Annotated in this window: 6 protein-coding genes; 2 read left to right on the top strand and 4 right to left on the bottom strand. The window is 51.2% G+C overall.

Translation table 11 applies throughout. From position 1 onward, the window contains the following. A partial coding sequence (locus DXZ20_RS37690) for a DUF3352 domain-containing protein (protein WP_250565873.1) occupies window positions 1-1,449 on the top strand: 1,449 nt, incomplete at its 5' end. Here DXZ20_RS37690 and DXZ20_RS21825 read toward each other — a convergent pair. The 4 genes from DXZ20_RS21825 to DXZ20_RS21810 form a co-directional block, all read right to left on the bottom strand. Next, window positions 1,446-2,123: a TPM domain-containing protein gene (locus tag DXZ20_RS21825; protein ID WP_225920435.1), complete on the bottom strand. Its 678-nt coding sequence runs from the start codon at window positions 2,121-2,123 to the stop codon at window positions 1,446-1,448. The genes DXZ20_RS37690 and DXZ20_RS21825 overlap by 4 nt on opposite strands. Before the next feature lie 198 nt (window positions 2,124-2,321). After that, window positions 2,322-2,825, bottom strand: coding sequence for a hypothetical protein (locus DXZ20_RS21820; protein ID WP_250565872.1), 504 nt, complete (start codon window positions 2,823-2,825; stop codon window positions 2,322-2,324). Continuing rightward, window positions 2,818-3,132, bottom strand: a complete 315-nt coding sequence (locus DXZ20_RS21815) for a YtxH domain-containing protein (protein WP_163671416.1) — start codon at window positions 3,130-3,132, stop codon at window positions 2,818-2,820. The genes DXZ20_RS21820 and DXZ20_RS21815 overlap by 8 nt, the downstream gene beginning before the upstream one ends. A gap of 43 nt (window positions 3,133-3,175) precedes the next feature. Then, on the bottom strand, window positions 3,176-3,475 hold the full coding sequence (locus DXZ20_RS21810) for a hypothetical protein (RefSeq protein ID WP_163700687.1): 300 nt from the start codon (window positions 3,473-3,475) through the stop codon (window positions 3,176-3,178). Window positions 3,476-3,647: 172 nt separating this feature from the next. Here DXZ20_RS21810 and DXZ20_RS21805 point away from each other — a divergent pair. Next, a partial coding sequence (locus tag DXZ20_RS21805) for a DUF1565 domain-containing protein (protein ID WP_250565871.1) occupies window positions 3,648-4,573 on the top strand: 926 nt, incomplete at its 3' end.

The following is a 4,573-nucleotide window of genomic DNA, read 5'->3' as shown; positions in this document are numbered from 1 at the left end:
ACCCTAACGCTGTCAACGGATGCAACCCAGTGGACTCGTTTACGACAGCTGGGGACACCTGAGTCACAAAAAGCATTGGATCGATTTTTAACCACCTGGCGCGATCGCATCCTCAGTACCAACGGCTATCGCTTTAGAACCGACATTCAACCCTGGATTGGTGAGCAGGTAACCCTTGTCTTTTTGCCCAAGGCCGGTGATAGCGAAGCTGCTGCGGAGATGGTGCTGATTGTGCCCATTGCTGATCCGGATAAAGCCCAGGAACTGATGGCAGAGCCACGGGACGGCACTACTTGGGTTGGCCGTGACTATAACGGTGTTGGCATCCAGTCCATTAAAACTACGGCAGGTGAGACCTTTGAGAGTACCGTTTTAGGTAACCAATGGCTGGTGTTAGCGTCAGGTGCTAACGGTATTGAATCTGTGATCGATAGCTTTGATGGTGGGACTTCGATGCTCAATAGCGATGCCTATCGCCAAGCCGTTAAGCATGTACAGATGCCCTCTGCCTTAGTCCAGCTATATCTCAATATCCCTGAGGCAGGCAAGACATTTTTGGGCAGTGATAGCTTACCTAGTATTAATGGCCTAGTCGCCGCTGTAGAGCCATTGCCCAATGGTTTGGATATTGAAGCCTCAACCTGGCTAGGACCGGAAGATCAGCCAATTTATGTCGATATGATCAACACCCAGTCCATGACGCCCCAACGGTTACCGGACTCAACTGTGCTGATGTTGTCCACCAGCAGCATTGGTCCATTTTGGCAGGCCCTTAGCGAAGCTGAGCAGCTAAATGCCCTGTTACCGATCTCGTCGGGCTCCCTCACCAAGGGTCTCAAGAACCAAACGGGACTGGATTTTGAAAATGATATATTGCCCTGGCTGTCAGGTGAAGTTGCCTTTGGCCTGTTACCGCCAAGCACGGCAGCGGAATCACCCATGCCCATGGGACAGCTAGCCTTAGTGGCAGAGGTCGCCGATCGTCAGGCAGCTGAGGCCACCTGGGAGCAACTGGATGAAGTCATGACCAGTCGATTTCGCTTTGATGTGAAACCTTTGGATGCGGAGCAACCCGTTAATCAGTTGGTGTCTTATTACGGTGGCATTGCCATGGGACATGGTTGGTTGGATAACGATGTCACCTTTTTTGGCGTTGGCCCAGAGGTGTTGGATGCGATCGCACCTCAACCGTCTAAATCTATCCAAACCAATCGAGCCTTCCAGACCCTTCTAGACATTTCCCCTGATGAAAACAGTGGTTATTTCTTTATCGATGTTGATCGCCTGAAGGATTTGCAAGGCACCCTGCCTTTTCCAAAACTACCTGAAGGCCCAATGGTCTCAGCCATCAAAAGCATCGGAATTGCCACCAGTGCTCAAGATGAGCGTACACTCAGCTATGACATGTTTATAGAATTGCCCAAGGGTAGACGGGTAAAACCGCTCTAAGCTTCCCCACTGGCTGATGAGTTGGCAAACGCAGGGCTCAAGAATGCAACCAGGGCACCAATCATAAAACCAGCAATGTTACGAACCAGGGGTAGCCAGTCCTGGGTGCGAGAAACCACTGGGCCAATGCCAAACGCAATGAACAGCATGCCCCACAGGGGTGAGAAAATCAGCATCCACTGCCAGGAAAAGACCTGGCCCTCTTTGCGGGGATGGGCAGCAAAGCCACAGATAACCCCCCCAAGGATGGATGTAATGAGGGTTAAAATCCATTGCTCTCTAGGTAGGCCAGGCACAACTGAACAGCCACCGCGAGCGAGGCAAGTTTCTAAGGATGCAATGGATTGCATAATGGACTGATCTTCACCGTTGTCACGTACAAAAAACTGATTACCAAAGCGAGTTTGTAGCTCAATCCAGAAGACTCTGGGCAACAGTGAATAGACCGTATCACCAACGCTAAAGTTAAGGATATTGCCTCCCCGTGGGTCGGCAATCAGCATAATGCTCTTATCGTCTAAGTTCCAAAAATCTTTGACAGCACGTCCTGGAGTTTGATCAAACTGGGTTAAAACCCTAAGTTTCCAACCCGTCTCAGCCTCAAACTCCGGTAAATGTTCATTCAAATACTCTTCCTGAGAATTGGTCAGAATTCTTGCTAAGTCGATGACCATAGTCGGCTCATCTGGCAGCAGTTCTGGATTGTTGTAAGCATACGCAGCTGGTGCCGTGATCCCTGTGACGAATGCAATACAACAAACCAACAGCCCCCCTAATAAGGAAGCCTGCAACCAATCCTTAAAGCGTACGGTCATGATGTTTACACTTATTTACCTATCTTTAATGTAGAGAAGAAGCCCGGTTTCCGTCAATCATTGACCAGGAAAGCGATCCTCGGACGTATTACTGGGAGGGCGCTGGGGCGATGTTGGTTGGACTTGGGATGAGGGGGGATGCGGCGGCTCAACAGGTTTGGGTGGTGGTGGTCGTCGTTTACGTTTACGCGCATTAGCTGGTTTGGTGAGGACCCGCCAGGCGGCCCTAAAGCCGACAGCCACACTGCGAGTTGAGCGTTTTACCTGAGACGCCTGCAGACGCACGTCACTGAGACTTTGATCCACTTGTTTAACAATATTACGAGCACTGCTGACACTATCGGTCATGTCATCCGCCAGGTCACTCAGGTCAGCACCCGTGTGACGCATTGCCTCTAGGGTGCGGGGTAACTCGCGATCAAGGGTATCAAAGAATTTTTCAGCACTGCGGGCAGCCCTCGCCAGGCCAATCAACGCAGGAATGGACACACACACCAATGCGACTAGACCGAAACCTAGTAGCAGAATGGATAACCCTAGCCAAATTAAAGGATCAGTCACGCTTGGACTCGACCACCGTTTGAGCAAAGTCTTCTCGAGAAGCAGCTTGCCCAGCAATTAAGGCCTCTCTCAGTCGTTCCAGGGTGCTGTCCCAATTTTGCAACGTAGTATTGGACAGCCTATCGGCATGGAATTGCAGGCTAGTGGATAAATCTTCAATGATGTCAGGCACGGCATCCGCTGACTTTTTAAGAACCCTACGGGTATGTTTGCCGCTGCGGGGAGCGATCAGTAAACCGATGACGGTGCCGATGGCGGTACCAGCCAGCAGGCCACTGAGGAAGTGATCGGAGTTGTGTTGAGCCATGGGGAATGCGGGGAGTGGGGAGCAGGGAATGGGGCGTGAGGGGTTAGAAGCGGTGGCGACGTTGGCTAATCAGCCAAACACGCTGTAGGAATTTTGCAGTTTGAATGAGACGTCGCTGTTGTAGCTGCCATTTCAGATGAATCAGCTGCCATTGCCGTAGGTTGGTGCGTTGTACAGTAAAGGCTAGGGTTTGTTGGGCCAAGTTGTCCTCTAATAGTACTGTCCAACGTTGGAGATTTCGGTTGAGCTGGGCAACCTGGTGACCAAACCGAGCGACATGCCAGGTGAGAACAAGGCAGAGAATCGCGATCGCAACATTAGCTATGGCAATAACAATAAGCATGGAAGTTTAGGCATCGCAAGTGCCATTTTGGGAAGACAGAGACGCTAACGTGCTGATTTACTCGGAAATAGACTACAACGAAGATAAATTTTTCAGTCAGAATTATTAATCATAGGTCAACCGTTAGCGTTTACCTTTACCCTGAGTGGGTTAATCAATCAGTCTAGTGGCCATGGTGCAAGCTACTGCCTCTGTTTTATATGTCAATCATGCCAGCGGTGCCCAAGGTAATGGCACTCGCCAATCGCCGTTCAAAACCTTGACCCAGGCTTTGGATCGCGCCAGTTCTGGCACCACCATACAGCTAGAAGCGGGCACCTATGGCAGTGGCGAATCGTTTCCGCTGATTGTGGCCTCTGGAGTAACCGTTGTGGGTATTCATGGCACCGTGACCATTCGAGGTGGAGGGGTGCTGGCAACGGAAGAATTTGGGGGCATGTCCGTCACGATGAAGTTAGAGGACCGCTCCCAGATCCGCAATGTCACAGTGACGAACCCACAATCGCAAGGTATAGGGGTGTGGCTAGAAGCTGGTTCAGCGTTACTCACCCGCTGTCGATTTAAGGGGTGCGGGCGTGATGGTGTTTTTGCCACCGGGACTGCCATACCAGTGTTACTGGCCAATGAATTCACCGAAAATCAGGCCAGCGGTCTGTTTATGGTGCGCAGGTCTAAAGGAGAAGTCCGACAAAACCGCTTTGAACAGACAGGGTATGGGGTGGCCATTAGCGATCAAGCAGCACCGCTAATTATTGATAACGAGGTGGTGAATAACAAAGCGGGCATTGTTCTGTCCCGTGCCGCTCGGCCAGTGCTACGGCAAAATCACATTCGTCGTAACGAAACGTCGGGATTATGGCTACAGGATACCGTGCAACCCGATGTAGGCCAGAGTCAGGACCTGGGCGAAAATGAGTTTCGAGACAATGGCCAGTGGGATATCCGTAACGAGAGTCGGCAACCCTTAACCAGTGCGGGTAATCATATCAACCCCAATCGAGTTAAAGGATCCGTTCGCTATGTGGCCAGTGAACTTCCCGATCTGGTAGCTGTGCCAGCAATGTTATTAGGCAAAGTGCCCCCCCAACCTGCCCCCCC

This window comes from Adonisia turfae CCMR0081, assembly GCF_011009555.1.
GTDB lineage: Bacteria > Cyanobacteriota > Cyanobacteriia > Phormidesmidales > Phormidesmidaceae > Leptothoe > Leptothoe turfae.
Note: the sequence above shows the minus strand (reverse complement) of the source record. Positions and strands in the feature narration are given on the sequence as shown.

Excerpts from the sequence above, each read along its gene's own strand:
- DXZ20_RS21825 (WP_225920435.1), bottom strand. The coding sequence starts at position 2,123 with ATGGTCATCGACTTAGCAAGAATTCTGACCAATTCTCAGGAAGAGTAT.
- DXZ20_RS21815 (WP_163671416.1), bottom strand. The coding sequence starts at position 3,132 with ATGGCTCAACACAACTCCGATCACTTCCTCAGTGGCCTGCTGGCTGGT.
- DXZ20_RS21810 (WP_163700687.1), bottom strand. The coding sequence starts at position 3,475 with ATGCTTATTGTTATTGCCATAGCTAATGTTGCGATCGCGATTCTCTGC.